This is a genomic window from Coprobacter fastidiosus, assembly GCF_030296935.1.
Classification (GTDB): Bacteria; Bacteroidota; Bacteroidia; order Bacteroidales; family Coprobacteraceae; genus Coprobacter; species Coprobacter fastidiosus.
This window is the reverse complement of record NZ_AP028032.1, coordinates 3,307,261-3,329,743: the sequence shown is the minus strand read 5'-3', so window position 1 is coordinate 3,329,743 and position 22,483 is coordinate 3,307,261. Positions and strand designations below refer to the sequence as shown.

Here is a 22,483-nt window from a genome sequence, read left to right as displayed (position 1 = left end):
TGTGTTATTTATTAGTATTCGCATTAAATATCGTCCATCTCGCACTTATCCGCATATTCTTCGATCCTTGTAAACGAACAATGACAGGATAACATAACTGAGCTCCTGTTCCCTCTTCTGCAAGTTTCAACGCAGGTATTCCGGGAGCTTCACCAACCAACAGCTCCTTAACCGGCGCTTCCGATAACTTCAAGAGCAGATCTCCCGAAGGAGTTTTAAATGAAACTTTTTTACCGACTTTATATTTCTTTACATTTTTAATCCGCGAATGTACTTTCGACTCATCCAACACGACAGACTGTCCCTTTCCGGCTTTAAACACAGGCTTTTCATTGAATAAAAGTACATACTCATACACATGTACAGAATCTGAAGCACAATCAAACGTATCGTCCAAGATATTTCCCTCCAGATTCATCTTCCGTAACATTCTCACTCCTGAATAAGCTGTCGTACACTCAGCTTCTGCCCGACCTCCGTTCGGAGTAGCCTCATAGCTGATCAATTTTCCTAAAGCCTTGCGATTCTGGTCCTTATAATCTACGGTTACCATGATCATGAGGCAACGAGTTTCGATACCAATCTAAATACAATTTAAGTCCGTAAGCACACGTACCGAAATCAGAAATCAGTTCTTTTTCTCCGTTATGTATCGTTATAGATAATTTATCGGGATGTCCGTGCCCTATTCCCTGACCACCGAATTTTAATACCGAAGAAACAGCTCCGCTTCGCAAACAAAGAAATCCGGATTGCGGGTAACAATAACTCGGTTGTATCATCGGTTCTTTAACAGGCTTTATATCCTGCCCCGTAAGCAACGATTCATATGCCGTTCGATCTGTCATTCCGTAAGCATGTTCCAAGACAGTTTCAATAACCGGGTCTTTTAAACGGGCGAAAGCCAGTTCATGAATAGGCAACTCACTCAAAACACTCGCACCATACCAACCGTCACTATGTGCAGGATAGCTTAAATCGGGGTAAGTTCCCTTAATCGGAGCAACAAACATCTTCCTCATATCCTCATTATACAAATTTATTCCACGACAGCGCATGACATCTGCCGTATGAATTAAAGCTTGTAACGGGAAATAATGATAATTAGGAGAACCTTCATCTATCCACCCGTCGGGTTTCAAATGCTTTTTCATCAAAGCATAATATCCCCTTACCGGATCATTCATAGCAACGTCGATAATAGAGTCATTCTCTAAAGCAACTCCCAAAACCGCAAGACCGCTATTATGCCACATCTGCCAATTTGCCCCGGCAGGGCGATTAAGCAATAATTCAGCGCAAGGACGCAAAAGTCCGCTTTCTATCTTACCGATCTCTTCTTGTGTCAGATATTTCTTTATAACCGTGTAGGACGGAAGTGCATAGGTAGCCCAAGTCGCTTCATCTAAACTTTGCGCAAAAGCCTTGCCGCTATGTTTGTCACTAATAACCCGAGCAGCATTATACTCTTTATATGCTGCATATTTCGATGCATAATCGAGCAACATATCTTTGATATAATTGACATACAGCAAATCTCCCGTAGCCATATAAGCATACATACAAGCTTGCAGATACTCTTGATTTTTACGGTGTACCATATAAATCCAAGCCCAATCGAAACGGTTTACATGGGTATAAGTCGTTTTACAAGCCGAGCAATAGTGCGCATGAGGCTTATCCCAGTCAAAAGTCAACCGCTGACCGTCTTTATCACAATAATAATGATGAATATGTCCTCCTTCGACAACGGGAACTGTAAGATCATGGGAACGGCGTTCAGCTATATCCGTTTTAATCCGGTCAAGAATCTTCCTCCCCCATGAAGTCTGCGCAGATTTTCGAATTTGAATGATGTCATCCGGAGAATAACAATAATATGATTGTCCACCTGCAAATACAGGTAATACGGTTAAGACAAAAACAAAAAGAAACAAAAGGCTTTTTAGTGATGTGTGTTTCATAAGATATTTCTTTGCATTAAACTTTATTGCAAAGAAAAAACCGACACATTAAAAAGTGCTTAAAATTTACACAAAAAACAATTAATATATCAAGTAATACGAAAAAAATCAGAGATAAGAGTCTGTTTAATTTTTTCAAGAAGATTTTAAGACAGATTCAGTACAAACCCAAAAATCCAAATAACCTTCAATATTATAGAAATACAGGTTTTATTGTAGAACTTATTCGAATTTTCCAATAAAAATATGGTCAGTCACCTTGCTCTTTCTTCCAGACTGTTTTATTGTTCTCAAAACTGATTGAACAAAATTGAAACACTCCCTTACCGGTATCTTTCTAACCACTGTGCGGCATCCTCATCACCCATTGAAGCTGCCTGCTCCATATCCAACCGAGCTCCGGCAAAGTCTTTTAAAGCAAACTTAGCCAAGGCCCTGAAATAATAAGCAGTCGTTATTCTGTTTCCTTTTTCAATTGTACGAGTAAGATCATCGATACATTTCCCATAATCTCTCAAATAATAATAAATACAGCCCCGAACTTCATAACTTTTTGCATCAGACTCATCTGCTATAATTGCTTTATCTATGGTTTCCAACGCACCATTGTACGCTCCGACAAATGCCTGACAAATAGATTTATTCTGGTATATTTCCGACAAAGAATAGTTTGTACTTTTTCCTTTATGATATTTCAAAACAGAATCATAATCAAGAATCGCCTCATTTTGCCGTCCCAGTGCAGAATAACATAAAGCTCTGAAATAATAAGCATCAGCCCAAAGAGAGTCTTTTTGCAATTCTTCGGAAAGGATATTCACCGCGTCTTCATAATTTCCTGAACGGTGTTTCTCTTTCACTTCATTCAGGACAGAAACACGATTGCCATTATCCTGTAATTCCGGACGAGGTATCGAATTTATCGATTTATCGGTAACTATATTATTTTTAGAACTTTCAGGCTCACTATTGCTGACTTTTATTAAATATACATTATCTTTCACCTGCCTGACAATCTCGGTCAACGACCTTTTTACAAGTATAGGTTTAAAAGTCAACTTTCTTAAAACAGGATCACTCTCCAACAACAATTTAAGATAAGATGCCTTCACGGCAAGATTTGCCATATACCCGGCTTTATCTCCATAACCGGCAGAAATTATACCCAAAACATTTCCATTACCATCGATCAGAGGTCCTCCGCTGTTTCCGTAGGTCACCGGAACGGATATCTGGCAAAAGACAGGTCCGGCTTTTCCTGCATTCACAGCACTGATGATCCCATTCGTCACCTTCACATTATCCCCCAAAAGATCGGCACGTGGATATCCTATTGCATAACAAGGTTCTCCTTCGACAGGGACATCTGTCCGTAAATCATAATTTACCTCCCCCAAAGTCTTAAACTCAGGATCATTGATTTTTATAACAGAAAGATCTGTCATGGGATCGGAAAGAATGACTTGAGCATTATAAAAACGAGTAAAATCACCGTTGATTCCTGTCACCTGAATATGCTTTGCATCTTCTGTTACATGATTGCAAGTAGCGATATACCCGTCAGAAGAAAGAGCAAAACCGCTTCCCGTCCCGGTATAAGAATCCTCTGCCGATTTCGACTCAGAAGTAGGATAAACTTTCATAAGTCTGAAATTCCATAACCAGCCTTCTATATCGAGACGATTACGATATAGCAACGTCGCTATATGATTTATATATCTGACTTTACCGTATCTGTGGCACACCACAAGATTAAAAGTTCCTTTATCCGCCGTCAATTCTAAAAATCCGTCAACCATTCCCGGCGTCAAATACTTAAAAGTTTTAACCTTGACTATTCGATACTTAAACTGTTCCGGTATATTCTGATCCGTAAAACGTTCTATAGACCATCGTTCTCCATTATAATTTTGCCAAATTCCCTCTATCGGGTCTATTTCTCTGGAATTATGTAAAAGCCGGGCTTCTTCCTCTGTATAACCTTCGACACAATAACTCTGCTTATACCACTTTTTAACAGGTTCATCTTTTTTATCCGACTTTGCAGATACAGATAAAATTAGTGACATCAGCAAAACAAATAAAGAGATATATTTTTTCATGGTTTTAAAGAATCTATAAAAACACGAACCATACTGTTTAAAAAAGGTACAAAAATCAATTAAAAGCTATAATTGAAGCCGAAACTCAGCAATTCTTTAAATTGGAAATGAGTCTTACGGTCTTTTTTCTCCCGGGCATCATCATACCTTAAGTGAAGGAAAAGACGAGTTGAGAAAAAACGATTCAGAATGAAATCAAAACTATTTTCAAAATCAGATTGAATTTGCTCATAATTAGTAAAATAGAATAGTCTTGAGCTCCATTTCATATTTCTGTAAAATTCCCATTTAACGGTTACCTCGAAAGAAGAACCGAACTGATTGAGCGTATTACCCGCATTAATACCGGAATTGGCCGGATTTATATCTCGATCGTTCGCTACAAATTTCAAATTATAAGAAAACGGAGATAATACTACCGATGACTCAAACTTCCACTTCTCTTGTTTATAATTGTATGACATACCGAGACCGGCATTAAACTCTCCAGGAGAAAGGAATTCCGCTAATTTTTCGGTTGTATTGGCCTTATAATTATCAAACAACTGTGTTTTAAAAAATAGTGTAGCAGTATAATACCAACTTTTAAAGGCTTTAAAACCGAACTTTGAATTAATCTGGAAGAGATCTTCGCTTATTCTTATTTTTCGTATAGTATCTTCCGGAGCACTATTAACGTTTACTTTCCACTGAACCGTATTTTCAAAAATCATCCGGTCATAATCATCGAACTTCAACGTATATACCTGATTGCTGACAATATTTAAATTACTTTCTCCACCTTGATACCAATTTTCTGAAATATGTACTTGAGAAAACTGAATAGAGCTTTGGAGTCCTGAAATCCAATGTTTCAATTTTCTTTCTCCGGCATTTATAGATGACTGAGATACCGAAACCGTCATATCCTCCAATTTCAACAGATTTTTTCTCGGAGAAGTTTCCATTACTTTAACTTTAGGAACTTCCGGCAAATTATCCGTATTATATTTTACACATTCCGGATGATTTATAATCACCCAGAAGCGACCTCTCTCCCTCATGGTTTGCAACCCTTTAACCCGCATCAACCATTCGGGTTCTTTAAAAGTATAGGAAAAAGGTTTGAACGATGAATATGTTTTTTTGAACGGAATAAATACATTTAGCGAATCCGGATTTTTATACCGGTCAAAAATAATCGGCAAAAAATAAGGAGAATCCAACAATGACATTTCGTCATCCTGAACTATACTATCCGGGAACAATACCATATCCAAAGCCTCCTGTACCTCCGGAGTCAAAGAAATAGAGTCCGTAGATATCAACTGCAACAACATACTCTGTTTGCCCTGTAATGAATCGGACTGTTCAACAGTAACCGAATCCGGCAAATGTCGTTGAGAAAATGCGCTAACCTGAAAAACCGAATCGTTAGCAGCAGAAGCAGCTATAAAATAAACAAGGCACATTAATGAAAGAACCGTACTCCGGCAAAATTTTAAAAACATATTCCAGTCTTTTAAATAAGATCTATTTGCCGAACCCTTTGCTCTCCAAAACAAGACCGGCACAGCAATATTTTGCAAATGTAATTATTTTATAGTTAAATACATATTTCATAATTACAAAAAACGAAATGCGGAAAGCCTCAAAAGAATATTGTTAATTGATAATTAATTAAAAACAGTTTTCCCGTAAATCTGAAGTTTTTTTTCTACTTTTGCGTTTTGAAAAATTATCTGCACATAAATTAATGTATTAAATATCATATAGTAGTGGATACAAAGTATATTTTCGTTACAGGCGGAGTTGTTTCTTCTTTAGGGAAAGGCATTATCTCAGCATCTCTCGCCAAATTGCTTCAAGCCAGAGGCTATAATGTTACCATTCAAAAGTTCGACCCGTATATAAACATTGATCCGGGGACATTAAATCCTTATGAACATGGGGAATGTTACGTTACAGTAGATGGACATGAAGCCGATCTCGATTTAGGCCACTACGAACGGTTTACCAATATTCGTACAACACGTGCGAACAATATCACCACAGGACGTATTTACCAAAATGTAATTAATAAAGAAAGACGCGGTGATTATTTAGGTAAAACGGTACAAATCATACCGCATATTACCGATGAGATAAAGAGAAACGTAAAATTACTGGGAACTAAGAACGAATTCGATTTCGTTATCACCGAAATCGGCGGTACTGTCGGAGATATAGAATCTCTTCCTTTTCTTGAAAGTGTCCGCCAACTAAAATGGGAACTCGGTAAAAGCTGTCTTTGCATCCATTTGACTTACGTTCCTTTTATTGCTGCGGCAAAAGAGGTAAAGACAAAACCAACTCAACATTCTGTAAAGCAGTTACAGGAAGTAGGGATACAACCGGATATTCTGGTTTTACGAACAGAACACGAACTAAGCAATGAGATTCGTCGTAAAGTAGCATTATTCTGTAATGTAGCACCGGAAGCTGTCATACAGTCTATCGACGTACCTTCTATTTATGAAGTTCCATTAAAAATGCAACAACAAAAACTGGATGAAATAGTACTGACCAAGACCGGCATGCCTGTCGGATCGACCCCCGAGCTGAAACCGTGGAAAGAATTTCTTGCCCGCGTGAAGAATGCTAAAGAAAGCGTTCGCATCGGATTGGTCGGGAAATATGTTGAATTGCAAGACGCATACAAATCGATCGACGAAGCTTTATTTCAAGCAGCAACATACAACGACCGTAAATTGGATCTGCAACTTATTCATTCGGAAAAATTAAACGAGTCCAACGTTGAAGAATTGCTCGGTTCTATGGACGGGCTTCTCATCGCTCCGGGATTCGGACAAAGAGGTATCGAAGGTAAATTCACCGCTATAAAATATGCCCGCGAACATGATGTACCGACATTCGGTATTTGTTTAGGCATGCAATGTATGGTAATCGAATTTGCCAGAAACGTACTGGGCTATGCCGATGCCAACTCGACAGAGATGGAAGTAAGTACCAAACATAACGTAATCGATTTGATGGAAAGCCAAAAAAGCGTTTCTAATATGGGCGGGACCATGCGTTTAGGCGAATATGATTGCGTACTTGATCCGGATTCGAAAACTGCCAAAGCCTATCAATCGACTCATATTAAAGAACGTCACCGTCACCGTTTCGAGTTTAACAGTGATTATCGTGCTGAATTTGAAGCGGCAGGGATGAAATGTGTTGGAGAAAACCCGGAAACACACCTTGTAGAGGTTGTAGAAATACCTTCTCTTTCATGGTTTATAGGAGTACAATACCATCCTGAATATAACAGTACGGTATTACGTCCTAATCCTCTCTTCATAGATTTTATTAAAGCTGTCATTAAAAACAAGAAATAATCCGGAAACCGGAAAAGAATAAAAACGATCATACATATATATGGATAAAAATACGATTATTGGTTTTGTTCTTATCGCTGCCGTTCTTTTCGGCTATTCGTGGTTTACAAAACCTACACCCGAACAATTGCAAGAACTTCAACGCAGAAACGACTCCATTGCTCAGGTTGAACAGAAAAAACTGGAAGAGATACAACAAAGCCAAATGGTAGCCGGTAATGCAGATTCGACTATCACCGTTCTAAACGAGGATTCTCTTCGTCAAGTACAAATGAAAGAAGCGTTCGGAATCTTTTCGGACTTTACGACAGGAGAAAATGAAAAAATAAATCTGAAAAATGATCTTGTATCTCTCTCATTCTCAAGTAAAGGAGGAGCTTTGACCGAAGCTACTTTAAATAAATACAAGACTCATGACTCGCTGCCTCTTACTCTTTTCGACGAAAAGGATAACGAATACGGATTTATTTTCAAGACCGGAGGGCGTATTGTAAACACGACCGATCTTTTCTTTAAACCTATTGCAGGAAAAGACGGAAAATCTGTAACGATGCGGCTCGATTTCGGTAATGGCAAATTCTTTGATCTTGTCTATACTTTACCAGAAAACAGCTATATGGTCAAAATGGATATCCGCCAAAAAGGAATGGAAACTATTCTTCCCGGTAATACGGCAAGTCTGGATTTATTCTGGAATCAGAACCTGCGCAGCCAGGAAAAAGGGCGCATGTTCGAAGAAAGAAATAGTGCATTATATTATAAATTCGTAGGTTCGGACGTCGACCATTTGAGTGAATCTAAAGATGAACAGGAGACCATTTCGTTAGGACTTAAATGGATCGGATATAAGAATCAGTTTTTCTCATCAGCTTTGATACCTGACGGAAAATTCAATGGTGCTCTCATTCGTTCAGGGATGAATAATGATCCGGCATATTTGAAAAACTTCCATACAGAAACGACAGTGGATTATAATCCGGCGGATAATAACGGACCGGGATTTCGTTTTTATTTAGGACCGAACCTTTATCCTCTATTACACAGCTATGACAAAGGCGTCGATGATGACAAAGCCCTCGATCTGGATAAACTTGTACCGCTGGGATTTAAATTTTTCCGATGGATCAACACATGGATAATCATACCCATATTTACTTTCTTAGGAAAATATATTGCAAATTACGGAATCATCATTCTATTGATGACAATCATCATCAAAATATTCTTAGCTCCGCTTACATTTAAATCCTACATGTCCAGCGCCCGTATGCGGGTATTGCGTCCTCAGATCGAAGAAATAAACGCCAAATATCCGGGACAAGACAAAGCTATAGATCGTCAAAGAGCGACAATGGACTTGTACAGCAAAGCAGGAATCAATCCGATGAGCGGATGTTTGCCTATGTTATTGCAGATGCCGATTCTATTAGCGATGTTTGCATTCTTCCCTTCATCTATCGAATTAAGACAACAATCATTCCTTTGGGCTCAAGATTTATCATCTTATGATGCCATATTCAGTTGGGATGCCTATATACCCTTGATTACTCCGTATTTCGGAAATCATATCAGTTTGTTCTGTCTGTTAATGACTATTACGAATATTTTATATACAAAGATCAATATGGACAATACCGGCGGAAGCCAGCAAATGCCGGGTATGAAAGTCATGATGTATCTCATGCCCTTAATGTTCTTGTTCATTTTCAATAACTACGCTTCAGGGTTGAGTTACTATTATTTTGTTTCTACATTGATCACAATTATCCAGACCTACATATTCCGTAAATGTATCAATGAAGAAAAAGTTCTTGCGCAACTTAAAGAAAATCAGAAAAAACCTCGCAAGAAATCAGGATTTATGGCTCGTCTGGAAGAGGCTCAACGACAACAACAAGCAGCTTTGAGACAACAACAAAAAAATAAACGGAGATAAAATCCGTCTATATAGAAAAGAAACGGTCGGAAAGAGATTATTTTCGACCGTTTCTTTTTCATTTATTTTAATCCTATAAGAAATACCTCTTCCGAAAGGCATCTCCAATAAATTAAACATCCTTATTTTTTCTAACGAATAAAAAGCAACTCCCGATATTTCGGCAAAGTCCACATTTGGTCATCCACGATCAGTTCAAGTTTATCGATATGATAACGGATTTCATCAAACTTGGGTGCTACCGTATCATGGTATGCTATCGCCTTTTCTCTTTCATCGGCAATTTTATTAGCCTTTTTACGTGCTTCGATCATCTCTTCGACTTTCTCTTTTATCGCTAATTCCCGATGTCCGATTTCCTCGATAATATCCAAATCCTTACCACACAATAAAACGGCTTTATCTTCAGAAAAAAGACTTCTTATTTTGTAAACATTATCGATAAGTTCAGATTGATATTTCGTCGAAATAGGAATAATATGATTCATGGCGAGATCTCCCAACACACGCGCCTCGATCTGTATCTTTTTAGTATAAGTTTCCCATTTCACTTCATTACGGGCTTCCAATTCTTTACGGGTCATTACTCCGGTAGATTCGAACATTTTAACGGATTCCTCCTTTAGATAATTATCGAAAATAACCGGAACGCTGGTCTCACAATCCAGACCTCTTTTCAGAGCCTCGGCTTTCCATTCCTCACTATAACCGTTACCGTCAAAATGAATCGGTTTACTCTCTTTTATATATTTACGCACGACATCTAAAATAGCAGAGACTTTCGGTTCACCTTTCGCTATCAAGGCATCTACTTCAGATTTGAACTCTATCAATTGCTCTGCAACAGCCGTATTCAAAGCAATCATAGCTGAAGCACAATTCGCCTCAGAGCCTACAGCACGGAACTCAAAACGATTTCCTGTAAAAGCAAAAGGCGAAGTCCGATTACGGTCGGTATTATCAATCAACAATTCCGGAATTTGAGGAATGTCCAACTTCATCCCGTGTTTCCCGCTCAACGCAATCAATTCATCATTAGAACTCTCTTCAAGATGATCGAGTACTTGAGTCAATTGCGTCCCCAAAAAACTCGAAATAATAGCAGGAGGAGCTTCATTCGCACCCAAACGATGGGCATTGGTAGCAGAAGAGATACTGGCTTTTAACAATCCGTTATGACGATAAACCGCCATCAAAACATTTACAATAAACGTCACAAAACGCAAATTGTCCTCTGCCGTTTTTCCGGGAGCCATCAATAAAACCCCGGTATCAGTTCCTAAAGACCAGTTATTATGCTTGCCCGATCCGTTTACACCTTTAAATGGTTTCTCATGAAGCAAAACTCGAAATCCGTGCCGACGAGAAATTTTCCGCATCAAAGCCATAATCAATAAATTATGGTCATTTGCAAGATTACACTCTTCAAATATAGGAGCTAATTCAAATTGATTGGGAGCGACCTCGTTATGTCGAGTTTTCACCGGAATACCCAACTTCAGACTCTCTATCTCGAGATCTTTCATAAAAGCTGCTACACGTGTAGGAATAGCCCCGAAATAATGATCTTCCAACTGTTGGTTTTTCGAACTTTCATGCCCCATAAGCGTACGTCCTGTAAGCAATAAATCTGGACGAGCGGCATACAAGCCTTCATCAACCAAAAAATATTCCTGTTCCCAACCCAAATATGCAAAGACCTTTTTTACATTATGGTCGAAGTAATGACATACATCTACGGCCGCTTTATTGACACTATCCAAGGCTTTCAACAAAGGAGCTTTATAGTCCAACGATTCTCCGGTATAAGCTATAAAAATAGTAGGAATACAAAGTGTATCATCTACAATAAAAGCAGGCGATGAAGGATCCCAAGCCGAATATCCGCGAGCCTCAAACGTATTACGAATACCTCCATTCGGGAAACTCGAAGCATCCGGTTCTTGCTGAATCAATAATTTTCCGGAAAATTCTTCTACAACACCGCCCTTACCGTCATGCTCCACAAAAGCATCATGCTTCTCCGCAGTACCTTCGGTTAAAGGATGAAACCAATGAGTATAATGAGTAGCCCCCATCTCGATAGCCCATTTTTTCATTCCTTCTGCCACAGAATCGGCAATTTCACGATCAAGGGGAGTACCATTGTCGATTGCATCGACCAATTTCCGATATGTCTTTTCCGGAAGATATTTAAACATCTTCGCCCGGTTAAACACATATTTACCGAAATATTCCGAAGGTCTCTCATCCGGAACTGCGACATCCACCGCTTTTTTAGTAAAAGCGGTTTCTACAACTCTAAATCTCAATGTTGACATAATACCTATTGTTTGATTGTTTTTACAAATTAATAAATCAACGCAACCATTTTTTTAGCCGGAACATAGCCTCCATGCAGTCATCCCGATCACCGAATGCCGTTAAACGGGCATATCCTTCTCCAGATGGGCCGAAACCTACTCCCGGAGTACAGACAACGTTCGCTTCATACAACATTCTCTCAAAAAATTTCCATGAAGAAAGACCGTCCGGTGCTTTTACCCATAAATACGGAGCATTCTCCCCGCCATATACTTCCAAACCCGTTTCGGAAAGTCCGGTTTTCATAATACGAGCATTCGTCATATAATACTGAATAATCTCTTTTACCTGCATCTGTCCTTCGGCAGAATAGACAGCTTCAGCTGCCCGTTGGGTAATATAGGACGTTCCATTAAATTTTGTACATTGTCTTCGATTCCATAATCGATTCAAAGGAATCCGTTCTCCAGTAAGAGTAGCGGCACTTACCTCTTTCGGTACGACCGTATACCCGCAACGGACACCTGTAAATCCTGCTGTCTTAGAAAAACTACGGAATTCGATAGCACATTTTTTCGCACCTTTAATTTCATATATAGAATGCGGAACATCCGAATCCTGTATATAAGCCTCATAAGCAGCATCAAAAAGAATCAACGTATCATTAGACAAAGCATAATTCACCCATTTTTTCAATTCTTGTTTCGAAAGTGCCGTACCAGTAGGGTTATTCGGATAACAGAGATAAAGAATATCGATACGATTCTCCGGTATTTCGGGAATAAAACCGTTCTCGCTCCGACAAGGGATATAAGTCACATTACTCCATTTTCCATTTTCTAACGTTCCGGCCCTCCCACACATCACATTAGAATCTATATATACCGGATATATAGGATCAGTTACTCCGATACTATTATCATGCCGCAAAATATCTCCAATGTTTCCAGTATCGCTTTTTGCTCCGTCATTAATAAATATCTCCCCTGGTTCAAAATGGATTCCTTTAGGAACAAAGTCATTTTTTATGACTGCATCAATCAGGAAACTGTATCCCTGTTCAGGACCATATCCTCTGAATGTATCCCTAACCGCCATTTCATCTACTGCTTTATGCATAGCTTCGATTACAGCTTTCGGCAAAGGTCGTGTAACGTCCCCTATCCCCAAAGAGATCACCTTATCTTTCGGGTGGGTTACCTTAAAAGTATTTATTTTCTTAGCTATATCCGAAAATAAATAACTATCCGGAAGTTTCAGAAAATGTTCATTTACGAGCGCCATATTCTTTCTGCATTAAAAAAATTAATCTATTTCTACTTCTCCGTCAAAAACTTTTACGGCATCTCCGGTCATTAAAACATGATCGGTCTCTCCATCCCAACATATCGTCAACACTCCGCCATCCATATTTACGGAAGAAATTCGTTCTGTACGTCCTGTCATAAAACCTGCCACTGCCGTTGCACAAGCACCCGTTCCACAAGCCTGAGTAATTCCCGACCCCCTCTCCCAGACCCTCATTCTAATAGAATTTTTATTTTTCACTTGAGCAAACTCCACATTGATCCGATCGGGAAACAAAGGATTATTTTCCAACATAGACCCCACTTTTTCTAATTCGATTCGATCGACATCATCAACAAAAATCACCAAATGAGGATTCCCCATAGATATTGCCGTCGCTTTAAAGGACTTTTTCCCTACCATTATCGGCATATCAATCATGCAACCAGCATATCCCTCAGACATAATATAAATTGACTCCGGAATACCCATATCTACCGTGACATAAGTTACCTTTCCGTCAACAACCTGCAATTTAAGTAATTTTATGCCCGATAAAGTATCAAGCAAAAGCTCCGTTTTATCTGTCAAATGATTGTCATACAAGTATTTTCCCACACACCGAGATGCGTTCCCGCACATTTTAGCCTCCGAACCATCTGCATTAAAAATGCGCATACTAAAATCTGCCTTATACGAATTGCCGATCAACACCAACCCGTCACTGCCTATACCTGTGTGGTATTTGCTCCATTTTATTGCCAATTTTTCAGGATTTCTAATCGGAAAAACCGATGTATTCACATATATATAATCATTCCCTGCACCTTGCATTTTAGTAAATCCAACTCGATACATAATATATCATTTTGACAATATAAATAAACAATACAATCTTTTTTGCTTTATTTATTCGCAAATATATATCGTTTTGAAAAATAACTACTAAGAATGTGAACTTTTTTCTATTTTAAAAACGAAATATTATAAATCGGATATTCATTTACCATATTTATTACGAAATATTACTTATATGCACACAAAATGGAATAATTATAAGATATTATTTCTTGATCACAAAAAAATTGAAAAGGATTATGAATAAAATTATTCAAGAAAACAGATAATTGCAAGAATAGATTTCGCAGGAAATAGAAATAACAAAATTAATAAATTCTATTCTTTTCTTTTTTATGATTTCGACATTATTAATCTAAAAAAAATTTGATCTTACAGATTAAAATATCACACAATCCACAAATAACAAATTATGAAAAAGAGGAGAATTCAGAAACGAAATAGTAAGATAACTTATTTCTTCTATTCAGAATTACAAATTAACTTTTTAAAATACATATTTCATTTTAAGTATCTTTTTGCTCATTATTTTATATATAAAAGATCAAAATGTCATTTTATATAATTATCTTTGTGCCGAAATAAATTAACCCAATCATTTATGTGTGGAATTGTAGGATATATTGGAGCTCAAAACGCATACCCAATTCTTATCAAAGCTTTGAAAAGGCTGGAGTACAGAGGTTATGACAGTGCAGGTGTAGCACTCATCAGCGATAATCAACAATTAAATGTTTATAAGACAAAAGGGAAAGTTTCAGACTTGGAAGTTTTTGCCGCTCAAAAAGATATTAGTGGAACTATAGGAATAGCGCACACACGCTGGGCTACCCACGGAGAGCCATGTCAAGCGAATGCACATCCTCATTATTCGGAATCTGAAAATCTGGCTATAATACATAACGGTATCATTGAGAATTATGCAGTCCTTAAAGAGAAATTACAGGAAAAAGGATATACATTCAAAAGCAGCACCGATACAGAAGTTCTGGTACAATTAATTGAATATATCAAAGTATCCCATAACCTCGACTTACTGACTTCGGTACAGCTTGCTTTACATGAAGTCATCGGAGCATACGCCATCGCCATCTTAAATCGAAATAATCCCGACGAAATCATCGTAGCGAGAAAAAGCAGTCCGTTGGTGATAGGAATAGGAAAAGATGAATATTTTATCGCATCAGATGCTACTCCCATTGTAGAATACACCGATAAAGTTGTATATTTAGAAGACGGAGAGATCGCTGTAATACACCGCGGACAAGAATTGAAGATCGTAACTCAAGATAATATTGCCGTAAACCCGACAATCAATACTATAGAATTAAACCTCGGACAACTCGAAAAAGGAGGTTATCCCCACTTTATGCTTAAAGAGATATTCGAACAGCCCGACTGTATTCACGATTGCATGCGAGGACGCATTAACATAGAAGGGACTGATATTGCACTATCCGCCATTATCGATCATAAAGAAAAACTGCTTCATGCAAAAAGATTTATTATCGTAGCATGCGGTACATCTTGGCATGCCGCTCTTATCGGGAAATATCTCATCGAAAAATTTTGCCGTTTCCCAGTAGAAGTCGAATACGCTTCCGAATTCCGGTATCGAAATCCCGTCATCAATCCTGGTGACGTCGTTATTGCTATTTCCCAATCGGGAGAAACAGCAGATACATTAGCTGCAGTCGAAGAAGCTAAAAATAAAGGAGCATTTATATACGGAATATGCAATGCTGTCGGATCTTCTATCCCGAGAGCTACGCATACCGGATCGTACATACACGTAGGACCGGAAATTGGTGTTGCTTCTACAAAAGCATTTACCGGTCAAGTTACAGTTCTCACAATGTTGGCTCTTACTTTGGCACGAGAAAAGAACAGTATCGGTAATGAAGAATTTCGACAAGTAGTACATGAGCTGAGCACAATACCCGAAAAGATGAAAAAGGTTCTCGAAAAAAACGACAGCATAGCCAATCTTTCACAAATATTTACCTATGCACATAATTTTATCTACTTAGGCAGAGGATTTAATTATCCGGTCGCTTTAGAAGGAGCTCTCAAATTAAAAGAAATATCATACATCCACGCAGAGGGTTATCCGGCAGCAGAAATGAAACACGGACCAATTGCCCTGATAGATACCGAAATGCCGGTTGTAGTCGTAGCGACGCACAATAACCAATATGAAAAAATAATCAGCAATATACAAGAAATAAAAGCTCGAAAAGGGAAAGTAATAGCCCTTGTGACAGAAGGTGATACAACTATTAAAAATATTGCCGATTTTTGTATCGAATTACCGAAAACAATACCGTGCCTCGATCCGTTAATCACGACAATTCCTCTTCAATTACTGGCATACCATATTGCCATTTGCAAAGGGAAAGATGTAGATCAGCCGAGGAATCTCGCAAAATCGGTAACCGTAGAATAAAAATGATTCTAAAAAGAGATGGAAGAATTAAAACATGAATGCGGAGTAGCAATGATACGTTTGCTAAAACCGCTCGAATATTACGAAAAAAAATACGGGACATGGATGTACGGACTCAATAAGCTTTATTTGCTTATGGAGAAACAACACAACCGAGGACAAGAAGGCGCTGGATTGGCCTGCGTAAAACTCCAAGCCAATCCGGGAGAAGAATACATGTTCAGGGAAAGAGCTTTGGGAACAAGCGCCATTACCGAAATATTCGAGGCCGTACATTCTAATTACGTATCTCTGACAGAGACACAGTTGCACAACGCTGAATATGCCGAACAGGTATTGCCCTTTGCCGGAGAAATCTATATGGGACATCTCCGTTACAGTACGACAGGAAAATCGGGGATTTCATATATACATCCTTTTTTAAGACGCAATAACTGGAGAGCAAAAAATCTGAGTTTGTGCGGTAATTTCAATCTGACCAATGTCGATGAGATATTCGAAAAAATTACGGCTAAAGGACAGCATCCCCGGAAATATGCCGACACATATATCATGTTGGAAGAGGTAGGACACAGACTCGACCGAGAGGTCGAAAGATTATATGCAAAATGTGAAAACGAAGGCCTGGAAGGAATGGATATTACGTATGCCATAGAAGATCAGATCGATCTGGCAAACGTTCTGAAAAAGACTACCCCCGGATGGGATGGCGGATATGTGATCTGCGGCATTACGGGAAGCGGAGAATGTTTTTCGATTCGTGATCCGTGGGGCATTCGTCCGGCATTTTGGTATGCCGATGACGAAGTCGTAGTACTGGCATCGGAACGTCCGGTCATACAAACAGCCTTTAACCTGTCAAGCGATTCTATAAAAGAATTGCTTCCGGGACAGGCTTTATTCGTAAATAAAAAAGGGAATATCCGTACGGAACAAATCAACTCTCCTAAAAAGAACAATGCCTGTAGCTTTGAAAGAATATATTTTTCTCGCGGCAGCGACAAAGATATTTACCAGGAACGCAAGCAATTAGGAAAAAATCTGGTAAAACCGTTACTCGATGCAATAAAAAACGACGTAGATCACACGGTCTTTTCTTTCATCCCCAATACTGCGGAAGTTGCATTCTACGGCATGCTGGAAGGCTTCGAAGTGTACCTGAACCAACTAAAAAAGAGATATCTTACAACGTTAAAAAACGGAGTGTCGGAACAGGAACTCGAACACATATTATCGATGCGCATCCGATTCGAAAAAGCTGTTATTAAGGATATAAAACTCCGCACATTCATCGCCGAGGGAAATACCCGGAACGATCTCGCCGCACATGTATACGATATCACATACGGCAGTGTAGAGCCTTATTCAGACAATCTGGTCGTCATAGATGACAGTATCGTCAGAGGAACTACTCTCAAACAAAGTATTATAGGCATATTAGATCGGCTGCATCCTAAAAAAATCATTATCGTATCATCTTCTCCACAAGTAAGATATCCTGATTACTACGGTATAGATATGTCTCGAATGAAAGAGTTTATCGCTTTCAGAGCAGCGATAGCTTTATTGAAAGAACGAAATATGAAACAGTTAATAGCCGACGTATATCAAAAATGTATTGCCCAGCGTAATTTACCCAAAACCGAAATGGTCAATCACGTGAAAGAAATATACGCGCCTTTTACCGCTAATGAAATTTCAGGAAAGATAGCGGAACTGCTTACTCCTTCAGACACAAAAGCTGAAGTGCAAATTGTTTATCAAACATTAGAAGGTCTGCACTCATCTTGTCCCGACCACCCCGGAGACTGGTACTTTTCTGGAGATTATCCTACTCCGGGAGGAATGAAACTGGTAAACGAGGCTTTTATTAACTATGTAGAACAGGAATTTTAATATAGAATTTATAAAGTTCAAAATGCAAAAACAAAAAAATGTTTCACTAATACTGGACGACGGAAGCAAATTTTCCGGAATCTCTTTCGGATACGAAAGGCCGACAGCCGGAGAAGTCGTTTTTAACACTGCAATGTCCGGTTATCCGGAAAGTCTGACCGATCCATCCTATTCCGGACAAATAATGGTGCTCACTTATCCGCTCATAGGCAACTATGGTGTTCCGGCACGATCGTTTTCAGGGAAACTCTCAACTTTTCTCGAATCTGAAAAGATACATGCCGACGGAATAATCGTATCGGATTATTCTGAAAATTATAGCCACTGGAACGCGACAGAGAGTTTGGGCGAATGGCTGAAACAAGAAAAAATCACAGGAATTACCGGGATCGATACTCGTGAACTTACCAAACTGTTGCGCGAAAAAGGAAGTATGAAAGGCAAAATCGTTTTCTCAGACGAGAATGAAATCGATTTCATCGATCCGAACAAAATCAATCAAGTCGCACGAGTAAGTACGACCGAGATAATTACTTATGGAAACGGGAAGAAACGTATCGTATTAGTAGATTGCGGTGTAAAACATAATATTATACGATGTCTTCTAAAACGAGATGTTACCGTTATCCGTGTTCCTTGGGACTACGATTTCAATGCAATAGAATATGACGGATTGTTCATCTCCAACGGACCGGGTGATCCCGATACTTGTGGAATTACGGTAAAACACATTCGGGAAGCTATGAAAAAAGAAAAACCGATTTTCGGAATTTGCATGGGTAACCAATTGCTCGCCAAAGCCGGAGGAGCTAATACTTATAAACTGAAGTACGGACACAGAAGTCATAATCAGCCGGTACGCTTAGTCGGTACAGAAAAATGTTTTATCACTTCGCAAAACCACGGTTTTGCAGTCGACAATAATACATTAAGCGATGAATGGACACCTTTGTTCGTCAATATGAACGATGGTACAAACGAAGGTATTCAACACAAGAATAAACCTTTTTTCTCCGTACAATTTCATCCTGAAGCCGCCAGCGGTCCTACTGACACAGAATTTTTATTCGACCGATTTATAGAAATGATATAATCTTGTCCGCCATTATGAGTACAATAAAGAAAGTTTTATTATTAGGTTCAGGAGCTTTAAAAATCGGGGAAGCCGGAGAATTTGATTACTCCGGTTCTCAAGCCCTGAAAGCTCTTCGGGAAGAAGGTATAGAAACCGTATTAATCAACCCGAACATCGCCACAGTACAAACTTCGGAAGGGGTAGCCGATCATATTTATTACCTTCCCGTAACTCCGTTTTTCGTAGAAAAAGTAATCAAAAAAGAACATCCCGACGGTATCTTACTTTCCTTCGGAGGGCAAACGGCCTTGAATTGCGGGGTAGAACTTTATAAAAAAGGAATACTCGAGAAATATAACCTTCAGGTATTAGGTACTCCCGTACAAGCAATCATGGACACTGAAGATCGGGAACTTTTTGTCAAAAAACTGGATGAAATACAGGTTAAAACCATTCAAAGCGAAGCTGTAGAAAACATCGAAGACGCTCGCATTGCTGCAAAACGACTCGGATATCCGGTAATCATTCGTGCCGCCTACGCTTTAGGAGGGTTAGGAAGCGGATTTTGCGATAATGAGGAGGAATTGAACAAACTGGCAGAAAAAGCATTTTCTTTCTCTCCGCAAGTATTAGTCGAAAAGTCTTTAAAAGGCTGGAAAGAAGTAGAATATGAAGTTGTCCGCGATCGATTCGACAACTGTATCACGGTATGCAATATGGAAAATTTCGATCCGTTAGGCATCCATACAGGTGAAAGTATTGTAATTGCACCTTCTCAAACACTGACAAACAGCGAATACCACAAACTTCGGGAACTGGCAATCCGCATTATACGCCATATCGGAATTGTCGGTGAATGTAATGTACAATATGCATTAGACCCGAATTCGGAAGACTACAGAGTTATTGAAGTAAATGCCCGACTGAGCCGTTCATCTGCCCTCGCATCAAAAGCGACAGGATATCCGCTAGCATTCGTCGCAGCAAAATTAGGATTAGGCTACGGACTTTTTGATCTGAAAAACTCGGTTACACAAACAACTTCGGCATTTTTTGAACCCGCTCTCGATTATGTTGTTTGCAAAATACCTCGCTGGGATTTAGGAAAATTCCACGGCGTCGATCGCGAACTGGGCAGTAGTATGAAATCGGTAGGAGAAGTTATGGCTATCGGACGCACATTTGAAGAGTCTATACAAAAGGGGCTTCGAATGATCGGGCAAGGTATGCATGGTTTTGTCGAAAATAAAGAACTAGTTATACAGGATATAGATAAAGCGTTGCGAGAACCTACCGACAAACGAATTTTCGTTATCAGCAAAGCCCTACAAAAAGGCTATACGGTGAATCAGATACATGAATTGACAAAAATAGACAAATGGTTTCTGGAAAAATTAAATAATATCATTCACACGGCAAAAGAGATCGAAACTTTTTCTTCTCTGGAAGCTTTACCGTTAGAACTACTGAAAACAGCAAAAAAACAAGGGTTCTCCGATTTCCAGATTGCTCGGGCTCTTTTTAAAGATCAAGGAGATATAGACCGACATCTGCTTGAAGTACGGAAGTTCCGAAAAGAAAAAGGCATCGTACCGGTAGTAAAACAGATAGATACTTTGGCTGCCGAATATCCGGCGCAGACCAACTATCTGTATCTGACTTATAACGGTACGGCAAATGACGTCCATTATCTTGGTGACCACCGTTCAGTCGTTGTATTAGGGTCAGGAGCTTACCGTATCGGCAGTTCGGTAGAATTCGACTGGTGCGGTGTAAATGCCCTTAATACGATCCGTAAAGAAGGGTGGCGCAGTGTTATGATCAACTATAATCCGGAAACCGTATCGACCGACTATGACATGTGCGACCGGCTATATTTCGATGAACTGACATTCGAACGGGTAATGGATATTCTCGAACTGGAATCGCCACATGGCGTTATCGTCTCTACTGGAGGTCAAATTCCGAATAATCTTGCTTTGAAACTCGATGCTCAAGGCGTCAATATTTTGGGAACATCGGCAAAAAGTATCGACAATGCCGAAGACCGGAACAAATTCTCGGCAATGTGTGACCGCTTGGGGATAGACCAGCCCAGATGGAGAGAACTCACCTCGATGAAAGACATTCATCAATTTGTCGATGAGGTGGGTTTCCCGGTGCTGGTTCGTCCATCCTATGTATTGTCGGGAGCTGCAATGAATGTATGTTCAAACAATGATGAACTGGAGCGCTTTCTAAAATTAGCTGCTAACGTATCTCAAAAGCATCCGGTAGTAGTGAGCCAATTTATCGAACACGCAAAAGAGGTAGAAATGGATGCCGTAGCAGATAAAGGTGAAATTATCGCATATGCTATCAGCGAACATATAGAATTTGCGGGTGTACATTCAGGAGATGCCACCATACAGTTCCCTCCGCAAAAATTGTATATGGAGACTATCCGCCGGGTAAAACGTATTTCTAAACTGATCGCAAAAGAATTACAGATATCAGGACCTTTCAATATTCAATTTCTTGCCAAAGGCAATGCAATCAAAGTTATCGAATGTAATTTACGTGCATCGCGAAGTTTTCCGTTTATCAGCAAAGTTTTGAAGATTAATTTTATCGATTTGGCGACACAAATCATGTTAGGTAAAAAGGTCGAAAAACCTCATAAAACATTATTCGACATCGATTATGTCGGGATTAAGGCTTCTCAATTTTCATTCTCCCGATTACAAAAAGCCGATCCTGTTCTGGGTGTAGACATGGTAAGTACCGGAGAAGTGGGTTGTCTTGGAAATGACACGAACGATGCGATTCTTAAATCAATGCTTTCGGTCGGATATAAGATTCCACAACAAAGTATTCTGCTTTCGACCGGAACGGCAAAACAGAAAGTAGACATGCTTGCTGCAGCCGAGCTTTTACATAAAAACGGATATAAACTCTTTGCAACAGGAGGAACACATACCATGCTGGCGGAAAATAATATTCCCTCTATCCGAGTAGCATGGCCGGGTGAAGAAGGTTATCCTCAAGCTCTCAATCTGCTACACGAGAAAAAAATAGATATGGTGGTCAACATTCCTAAAAATCTGACCGCAGGAGAGTTGGATAACGGTTATAAAATACGAAGGGCTGCAATAGACCTGAATATTCCTCTGGTAACCAATTCTCGCCTCGCATCTGCTTTCATTACCGCATTCTGTACGACACCGATAGAAGAACTGGAAATAAAAGCATGGGAAGAATATAAATAAATATT

Annotated in this window: 13 protein-coding genes; 6 read left to right on the top strand and 7 right to left on the bottom strand. The window is 39.2% G+C overall.

Annotated elements, in window-relative coordinates:
* Positions 1–4: 4 nt before the first annotated feature.
* From QUE35_RS13190 to QUE35_RS13175, 4 genes are all read right to left on the bottom strand, one after another.
* Positions 5–559: a hypothetical protein gene (locus QUE35_RS13190; protein ID WP_286261028.1), complete on the bottom strand. Its 555-nt coding sequence runs from the start codon at positions 557–559 to the stop codon at positions 5–7.
* Positions 534–1,964 carry an alginate lyase family protein gene (locus QUE35_RS13185; RefSeq protein ID WP_286261026.1) on the bottom strand — a complete coding sequence of 477 codons (1,431 nt, stop codon included), beginning with the start codon at positions 1,962–1,964 and terminating at the stop codon, positions 534–536. The genes QUE35_RS13190 and QUE35_RS13185 overlap by 26 nt, the downstream gene beginning before the upstream one ends.
* Before the next feature lie 323 nt (positions 1,965–2,287).
* Positions 2,288–4,066 (bottom strand): trypsin-like peptidase domain-containing protein, encoded by a 1,779-nt coding sequence (locus QUE35_RS13180; RefSeq protein ID WP_022599712.1) that lies wholly within the window; start codon positions 4,064–4,066, stop codon positions 2,288–2,290.
* A gap of 59 nt (positions 4,067–4,125) precedes the next feature.
* Positions 4,126–5,556, bottom strand: a complete 1,431-nt coding sequence (locus QUE35_RS13175; RefSeq protein WP_147404900.1) for a DUF3078 domain-containing protein — start codon at positions 5,554–5,556, stop codon at positions 4,126–4,128.
* Between the two features lie 261 nt (positions 5,557–5,817).
* On the opposite strand from QUE35_RS13175, the gene pyrG reads away from it, so the two are divergent.
* Both pyrG and yidC read left to right on the top strand, forming a co-directional pair.
* Positions 5,818–7,428 (top strand): CTP synthase, encoded by a 1,611-nt coding sequence (pyrG, locus tag QUE35_RS13170; RefSeq protein WP_031258088.1) that lies wholly within the window; start codon positions 5,818–5,820, stop codon positions 7,426–7,428.
* Positions 7,429–7,468: 40 nt separating this feature from the next.
* A complete protein-coding gene (gene yidC, locus QUE35_RS13165) occupies positions 7,469–9,364 on the top strand; it encodes a membrane protein insertase YidC (RefSeq protein WP_022599705.1) in 1,896 nt (631 codons plus the stop codon).
* A 131-nt stretch (positions 9,365–9,495) separates the two neighbouring features.
* Here the strand turns inward: yidC and QUE35_RS13160 are convergent, their stop codons facing one another.
* From QUE35_RS13160 to dapF, 3 genes are read right to left on the bottom strand one after another with little or no spacing between them, the layout of a single operon-like run.
* Positions 9,496–11,685, bottom strand: a complete 2,190-nt coding sequence (locus tag QUE35_RS13160; RefSeq protein WP_009317399.1) for a glutamine synthetase III family protein — start codon at positions 11,683–11,685, stop codon at positions 9,496–9,498.
* Between the two features lie 37 nt (positions 11,686–11,722).
* Positions 11,723–12,952: an LL-diaminopimelate aminotransferase gene (locus QUE35_RS13155; RefSeq protein WP_009317400.1), complete on the bottom strand. Its 1,230-nt coding sequence runs from the start codon at positions 12,950–12,952 to the stop codon at positions 11,723–11,725.
* Between the two features lie 21 nt (positions 12,953–12,973).
* Entirely contained in the window at positions 12,974–13,813 is an 840-nt protein-coding gene (dapF, locus tag QUE35_RS13150; protein WP_022599704.1) for a diaminopimelate epimerase, read from the bottom strand.
* A gap of 601 nt (positions 13,814–14,414) precedes the next feature.
* Here dapF and glmS point away from each other — a divergent pair.
* From glmS to carB, 4 genes are read left to right on the top strand one after another with little or no spacing between them, the layout of a single operon-like run.
* A complete protein-coding gene (gene glmS / locus QUE35_RS13145) occupies positions 14,415–16,259 on the top strand; it encodes a glutamine--fructose-6-phosphate transaminase (isomerizing) (RefSeq protein WP_022599702.1) in 1,845 nt (614 codons plus the stop codon).
* A gap of 18 nt (positions 16,260–16,277) precedes the next feature.
* A complete protein-coding gene (locus tag QUE35_RS13140) occupies positions 16,278–18,155 on the top strand; it encodes an amidophosphoribosyltransferase (RefSeq protein ID WP_022599700.1) in 1,878 nt (625 codons plus the stop codon).
* A gap of 22 nt (positions 18,156–18,177) precedes the next feature.
* A complete protein-coding gene (carA, locus tag QUE35_RS13135) occupies positions 18,178–19,248 on the top strand; it encodes a glutamine-hydrolyzing carbamoyl-phosphate synthase small subunit (RefSeq protein ID WP_022599698.1) in 1,071 nt (356 codons plus the stop codon).
* 11 nt (positions 19,249–19,259) lie between these two features.
* Positions 19,260–22,478 (top strand): carbamoyl-phosphate synthase (glutamine-hydrolyzing) large subunit, encoded by a 3,219-nt coding sequence (gene carB / locus QUE35_RS13130; RefSeq protein ID WP_087879936.1) that lies wholly within the window; start codon positions 19,260–19,262, stop codon positions 22,476–22,478.
* Positions 22,479–22,483 lie beyond the last annotated feature (5 nt).

What these genes read in the sequence shown, in the direction of transcription:
- QUE35_RS13185 (WP_286261026.1), bottom strand. Translation starts at nt 1,964, where the DNA reads ATGAAACACACATCACTAAAAAGCCTTTTGTTTCTTTTTGTTTTTGTC.
- glmS (WP_022599702.1), top strand. Translation starts at nt 14,415, where the DNA reads ATGTGTGGAATTGTAGGATATATTGGAGCTCAAAACGCATACCCAATT.
- QUE35_RS13180 (WP_022599712.1), bottom strand. Translation starts at nt 4,066, where the DNA reads ATGAAAAAATATATCTCTTTATTTGTTTTGCTGATGTCACTAATTTTA.
- QUE35_RS13190 (WP_286261028.1), bottom strand. Translation starts at nt 559, where the DNA reads ATGATCATGGTAACCGTAGATTATAAGGACCAGAATCGCAAGGCTTTA.
- yidC (WP_022599705.1), top strand. Translation starts at nt 7,469, where the DNA reads ATGGATAAAAATACGATTATTGGTTTTGTTCTTATCGCTGCCGTTCTT.
- carA (WP_022599698.1), top strand. Translation starts at nt 18,178, where the DNA reads ATGCAAAAACAAAAAAATGTTTCACTAATACTGGACGACGGAAGCAAA.
- QUE35_RS13140 (WP_022599700.1), top strand. Translation starts at nt 16,278, where the DNA reads ATGGAAGAATTAAAACATGAATGCGGAGTAGCAATGATACGTTTGCTA.
- QUE35_RS13175 (WP_147404900.1), bottom strand. Translation starts at nt 5,556, where the DNA reads ATGTTTTTAAAATTTTGCCGGAGTACGGTTCTTTCATTAATGTGCCTT.
- QUE35_RS13155 (WP_009317400.1), bottom strand. Translation starts at nt 12,952, where the DNA reads ATGGCGCTCGTAAATGAACATTTTCTGAAACTTCCGGATAGTTATTTA.
- QUE35_RS13160 (WP_009317399.1), bottom strand. Translation starts at nt 11,685, where the DNA reads ATGTCAACATTGAGATTTAGAGTTGTAGAAACCGCTTTTACTAAAAAA.
- dapF (WP_022599704.1), bottom strand. Translation starts at nt 13,813, where the DNA reads ATGTATCGAGTTGGATTTACTAAAATGCAAGGTGCAGGGAATGATTAT.